This window comes from Candidatus Hydrogenedentota bacterium (assembly GCA_035416745.1).
Taxonomy (GTDB): domain Bacteria; phylum Hydrogenedentota; class Hydrogenedentia; order Hydrogenedentales; family SLHB01; genus UBA2224.
In genome coordinates, this window is the sequence record DAOLNV010000011.1 from 68492 (window position 1) to 75176 (window position 6685).

4 protein-coding genes are annotated in these 6685 nt (G+C 62.6%); all 4 read right to left on the reverse strand.

Annotated elements, in window-relative coordinates; translation table 11 throughout:
- Nucleotides 1-118: 118 nt before the first annotated feature.
- Entirely contained in the window at nt 119-1495 is a 1377-nt protein-coding gene (locus tag PLJ71_06175; protein HQM48256.1) for an FAD-dependent oxidoreductase, read from the reverse strand.
- A gap of 111 nt (nt 1496-1606) precedes the next feature.
- Entirely contained in the window at nt 1607-4735 is a 3129-nt protein-coding gene (locus tag PLJ71_06180) for an efflux RND transporter permease subunit (protein HQM48257.1), read from the reverse strand.
- A 44-nt stretch (nt 4736-4779) separates the two neighbouring features.
- Complete coding sequence (locus tag PLJ71_06185) at nt 4780-6081, reverse strand: efflux RND transporter periplasmic adaptor subunit (protein HQM48258.1); 1302 nt, start codon at nt 6079-6081, stop codon at nt 4780-4782.
- Between the two features lie 64 nt (nt 6082-6145).
- A partial coding sequence (locus tag PLJ71_06190; protein ID HQM48259.1) for a TolC family protein occupies nt 6146-6685 on the reverse strand: 540 nt, incomplete at its 5' end.

Consider the following 6685-nt stretch of genomic DNA (forward strand, 5'->3'; position numbering starts at 1 on the left):
GCTGTTGATCCTGCTGTGGAAACTCGCGCCGTTTTACCTGCTGGGATGGGTGGCGAATATCGCGTTTCTGCGGGTGCTCGGGTTTGGATTCCACGCCCCCAAACGCGGTTAGGGCATCCTACTTGTCGAGCAGCGCCAGGAACTCCTCGATGCGGGTGAATTTCTCGCGGGGCTTGCCCGCGCGCTGTCCGCGTGCGATTTCTTCCGCGTCGATGGCCCGCCAATCGGCATACGACACGGCGCGCACCCCGCGCCCGGCGAGTAGCCGCGCCATCTCGAGACTGTCGCGCCGCGGACACGGCGGCAGCGAGGGCATGTCGTCGAGCAACGCCTTTATCGTCTCCGCGCTGTCGGGCTTGTTGTTGCCGATGATGCCGCTGGGACCGCGTTTGATCCATCCGCAGGCATAAAGACCGGCGATGGGCTGCCCATCCGCGACGATGCGGCCCCCGATGTTTGGAAAGATGCCCTGTTCCTCGTCGAAGGGCACGCCGGGGATGGGAACGCCGCGATAGCCCACGCTGCGAAACACCAGCCCGCAGGGGATCTGTTCCGTCTCGCCGGTGCCCCGTGCGCGGAGGTGGAACGCCTCGCCCTCGAGCGTGTTCTTCTCGAGCACGACCGACTCGACACGGTCCGCGCCCCGGATTTCGACCGGACTGCGCAGAAACCGGATATGGCACTGTTTCGGTGTATTCGCCGGGCATCGTTCAGCGAATTCGCGGAGGATCGACACGTTCTTCTGACTGTGTTTGTTGTTGGGGTCATCGAGTTCGGCCTGGCTGAGGGGATCCAGCTCGAGTTCGGCCGGGTCGACCACAGGCGCGCAAGCCTCGAGCGCGCCCAGTTCGCGCAACTCCTGCGACGTGAACTTCGCCTGCACCGGCCCGCGGCGTCCGATGAGATAGACACGCCTGATCCTGCTTTCCGCGAGGGCGTCGAGGGCGTGTCGGGCGATATCGCTGTTTTTCAACTCGTTGACGGTTTTCGAGAGGATGCGGCAGACGTCGACCGCGACGTTCCCCTGGCCGACAATGACGGCGGCCTCGGCGGAGAGATCGAACGTCCGGTCGCGGAAATCCGGGTGGCCGTTGTACCAGCCCACGAACTCGGTTGCGGTATGGCTGCCGGGGCACGATTCGCCGGGAACCCCGAGGCGGCGGTCGGTCTCGGCCCCGCACGCGAAGATGACCGCGTCGTAGAAGAGCTTCAGCTCGCCGACGGCGATGTCGCGGCCAATGAAAACGTTGCCGAAGAACTGAAACCCCTCATGGGCGGCGATACGGTCGTAGATCTTGGTCACCGTCTTGATTTTCGGATGGTCGGGCGCTACCCCGCCGCGCACCAGCCCGAACGGCGTGGGCAGCCGGTCAAACATATCGAGCCGGAGGGGTATCTCGGCTTTGTACAACGACTCGGCCGCGTAAAACCCGCTCGGGCCGCTCCCCACAATCGCCACCCGCAACGGGCACTCGTCACTGCCTAACGCGCTCATGAACCCTCCCGAAAACAGACGCACACCATGCGTCATTTCGTTCGAACACAGTATACGTCTACACACAGGACAAATGCCCGGGGGTGGTTCACGCATGGTCCGTGGCGGCGCCTATTTCGCGGACGGGAGTTCCTGAATCCCGGCGCCCCTTGTTCCGGGCACTACGGCGCGGCCCATGCGGGCAAGCACACGCCGGGCGTCGTCAATGCTCAGATACATCGCGGGGACAATGACGAGCGTGACCGCGGTGCCGAAGAGAATGCCGTATCCCAGCGAAAGCGCCATGGGAATGAGAAACCTCGCCTGCCGTGACGTTTCGAAGATCATCGGGGCCAGCCCGCCAAACGTGGTGAGCGTGGTCAGCATGATCGGCCGAAAACGCTGTACCGCCGCCGAATGGATGGCATCGTGGTGAGACAGTCCCTCCTCGCGTCTGCGGAAGTTCGCGAAATCGATCATGACCAGCGCGTCATTCACGACGACCCCCGCCAGCGCCACGATGCCGAACATGCTCGGGATCGACAGGTCATAGCCCATAATAAGGTGGCCCAGAAACGCGCCCACGATCCCGAACGGAATACTGAGCATGACCACCAGGGGCTGGGTATAGCTGTGAAATGGAATCGCCAGCAAGGCATAGATCGCCAGAAGCGCGAGAACAAAGGTCACTTTAAGGCTGTTCATGCTATCGCGGATCTCCGCCTGCTGCCCTTCGAACGAATACGAGAGACCCGGATGTGTGCGCATGAACTCGGGCAATACGTTCTCCTGCAGGTCGGCGAGCACTTCCCCTGCGCGGCTCCGGGGCGTGATGTCCGCCGAAACCTCGACCACCCGGCGGCCGTTGCGGCGGTCGATGGTGGTGTACGCGCGGCCGCGTTTGATTTCGGCGATTTCGCGAAAAGGCACAAACGTCCCCGCGGGCGTACGGATCATGAGGGAATGGACGGTGTTCTCAGAGGAGCGCTCCTCCTTGGGCAGACGAACCATCACCTTGATCTCGTTGCGTCCGCGCTGCTGCCGCAACACCTCCGCGCCATAGAACGCATACCGAACCTGGCGGGCAACATCGCGCGGGGACAGGCCCAGGCTCTTGCCTTCGGGCTTGAGCGTAAAGTCGAGCTGTTCCTTCCCCGGCCGGAACCCGTCGTCCACATCGGCCACGCCGGGATACGTGGCCAGAATATCGGCCAGTTCTCCGCTGGCCAGTTCGAGCATGTCGATGTTGCGATGGCTGAGTTCGATGGCCAGCGGCCGCCCCCAGCTTCCCGGCCCGCCGGAATCCGAGGCGAAACGCAAGTACTCGACCCCTGCGACCTCGCCCACGGCGGCCCGCCACTTCTGGGCAAATTCGGATGTGCTCATGATGTCATCGCGGATATCAGGTTGAGCAAGTTCCACGCGCATACGGCCCGTGTGGCTGCCCATGAGGCCGATATCAGCCGTGATGGATACCACCAGCTCGGGATGGCCGCATTCGGCAATCACTTTTTCCGCGCCCGCCTGGAGCCGAACCATGATGGCTTCGGTCTTGGCCACGGGCGTGCCGTACGGCAGGACCAGCTGCGCGTCGGCGTAGTCGGATTCGATGATGGGGAACTGTTGAAAGCCCATGCGGCCGCTCAGGGCATACGACAGGCTCAGAGAAAGCGCGCCGAGGGCAATCGCGATGGCGATGTAGCGGTGCCGAAGGGTAAACGCCAGAAACGGGCCGTAACCATCGTGCACCCAATGCAGGAATCGCCGGCTGAACGCCTGCTGCCTTTCATGGAGCCACTTGCTGAGGCCGCTGCGGCTCCTGTCGCGCTGATGGCCCAACTGCGAAGGAAGAACATACAGGCTCTCGATCAGCGATATCACGAACACGACGCATACCACCACGGGGACCATCTGAAACGTCTTTCCGACATAGCCGGGGATGAAATAGATGGGCACGAAACCAACGATATTCGTGAGAATGCTGAAGATTACCGGCGAGGCCACCTCGCGCGTGCCGCGAATCGCCGCGTCAATAAACGGCAACCCCTTCTGGTGGTAATAGTAAACGTTCTCGCCGATAATGATGTTGGTGTCTACCACGATGCCCGAGGCGATGATATAGCCGAACAGGGACATCATATTAATCGTCACGTCCGCCGCGGGCAAAAGCAGAAATGACCCCATGAACGAAATCGGCACGCCCATCATCACCCAGAATGCCAGCCGCGCCTCGAGAAAGATCCCCAGCAATACCAGCACCAGCACCAGCCCGAGGATTCCGTTTTTCACCAGCAGCTCGACGCGTTGACGGTACGTTTCCGAGCGGTCGTGGTGGGTGGTGGCCTCGATTCCCGGAGGAAGATACGGCTGGAACTCGTCGAGCAGCTTATTGACCGCCTTGGACACCTGCATGGGCGTCTCTTCGCCGACGCGGTACACCTCGAGTATTACTGAACGTTTGCCATTGAATTTGGAATACCGGTCCGTATCCGCGAAACTGTCGTCAATAACGGCAATATCTTCTAAGAGCACCTGGCTGCCCAGTTCGGTGGTCACTACGGGCAGTTCGGCGAATTCGCGCCCGTAGTCGCGCCGTTCCTTCAGCCGCAGGAGGATCTCGCCCGCCCCGGTCTTGAGACCGCCGCCGGGAAGGTCTATCGATGCATTGCGCAGCGTCTGTGCGATTTCCTCGGGCGTGGTCTGATACCGGCGGAGGTTTTCCTGCGACACCTCGATGCCGATCTCAAGGGGAGGTGTGCCCTCGAGATCAACCTGCGTAATGTCCGGCGACTGCAGCAGCCAGTCGCGCAGCTGTTCGGCAACCTGGTGGAGCGTCGTGTCAGGGGCATCGCCGTAGATGACTACTTCGAGCACGTCGCGGCGGTGAGCGTCAATACGGACCTCCGGTTCCTCGGATTCTTCCGGGAACGTGATGATGCGGTCCACTTCGCTCTTGATGTCCTGTCCAAGGCGCTCGACGTCCTCTCCCAACAGCAGCTCGACCACGACCTCGCCCTGGCCTTCGCTGGCGGTCGCCGTGACCTCGTCGACGCCCTCGAGGGACCGCACCGCCTCCTCGACGGCAAGGACGATGCCGTTCTCGACTTCCTCCGGGCTCGCGCCGGGATAGTCCACCGAGATCGACACCGTGTCGGGGGCAATGTCAGGGTAAACCTCCTGCTTGATGCTCAGCATGGCAACAAACCCGCCCAGGAGACATCCCCATACGATGAGGTTCGCCGCGACCGAATGTTGCGCCATCCAGGCGATGGAACCGCGGTTCTTGGGGCTGATTGGGTCGGCGCTCACGGTTGACGCTCCTCCCCTTCGCTGCGGGCGGTCTTTTCTCCCGCCGGGGCGGGTTCATTCGAGCCGGCCCGCAGCGGCATGCCGCTGACGGGAGTCGCCAAGTCGCTCACAACGAGCAGCTCGCCGTTCTGCACGCCTTCAGACACGTAAACGACTTCCACGTCTCTCCATGCAGCTTCCACGGGACGGATCTCGAGGGTTTTCTCGGGAGTCATGATCCACACGTACTCTCCCTCGCGCACCGCGGAGGCGGGCACCGTAACGATATCGGACAGTTCCTTGCCGATGATCTCGATGCGCACGGCCGCGCCGAGGATAAGGGGATGAGGCGGGCCTTCGGTTTCTCCAAGCTGGAGCGGATCCTTGACCGCTAGCAGAAGACGGGCCATCCTGCTGCCTTCTTCAAGGTCGGTGAGGATACGCAGCACTTGGCCCTCGCGGTAGACGCCGGGTCCCCATGCCGGCTCATGGTAAATCCGGGCTTGCGAACCCGAGCCGCCGTTGAACCCCGGGATTTGGAGCCAGCGCAACTCGTCCACCGGAACCGTGACTTCCACCCAGTACTCATCCGAATCCACCAGCGTGGCCAATGGCGAGCCCGGGTTGACGTACGCGCCCAGATCGACTTTGCGTTCCTGGATCACCGCGTTAAATGGGGCCGCGATCACGGTCCGCTCGAGGTCGAGGCGGGCTTGGTTCAATCCCGCCTGCGCAATAGCGACCGCCGCCTTCATCGATTCGAGTTGAGGTTGGCGCAGCAACAACGCCTCGTCTTCCTCGGGCGCGTTCTCGCCGAGCAACTTGTATTCGAGTTGAGCAACCGACTGCTGCCCCATCTCGAGCTTGAGGTCCGACTGCGCCTTGACCAGGTTCGCCTGCTGTTGTTCGACGGCGAGCTCGTAGTCCGCCGAATCGATCCGGACCATGGTTTCGCCCTGAACAAAATGCCCTCCAGGGACGAATGCCGGCGCAATCTCCGCGAGCTGGCCGCTCACCCTCGCCGCAAGACTCACCTCGCGGGCGGGCACGACCGTGCCCATATTGCGCACAATCACGTTTGCGGCCTGCACATGGGCCGGCACTACTTCGGCCAGGGCGGCTTCTTTTTGAGGCGGACGCCGCTGCGCAACCGGAGGATTCGCCAACCAGCGGTACGAAGCGTATCCGCTGGCCGCCAGGATCGCGAGCACCAACAGCGTGCGCACAATGACACCGATGCCCAGCCATACGGGCGACCGCGCGGGCTCCGGTTCGATCAAAGCCTCTTCCTCGGGACTCGTCTTTGGAAGCGTTGCCATATGTTTTCAGCTCCAATAACGTGGCATATATAGTCCATCCAGTCCGGCATACAGGACCGGTCACTTACCCATTCGGCGAACGTTCGTCAGTCTGCGGGACCTCCGCCTGGTCCTGCCTTCGAATGTCTTCATATTGGGGCGCCATCCACGCTCCCCCAAGGGCCACGCACAGTTGCACCCGGAGGTCGAGCCGCGTGAGTTCGGCCTGTACCAGACGCCGCTCGAGCACCTGAAGCTGGGACAGGGCCGAGAGGACGGGCAGGTAGTCGTTCAATCCTTTGCGGTAGCGCAGCAGCGCCTGTTTATGGGCATTTCGCGCCGCATCGAGTTCGCGCTCGAGCGCTGCAATAAACTCAACCTGCGTCACTTCCTCGAACATCGCGTTTTCGACTTCTTTGGCCGCAACCAGGACGCTCTCCCGGTACGCGGCCAGGCGCTCGTCCACCACGGCGCGGGTGCGCTCGACCTCTGCCTTGCGGCGCCCTGCGTCGAAAATGGGTCCCGTGACGCTGGCGGCCAACGTCGCGGCCCAGTTGTCGAAAACGAGGTCCCAGTCGTCGGCGCCGTAGCTGGCCGAGCCCGTGAGGCGCAGGGCGGGCAGCCG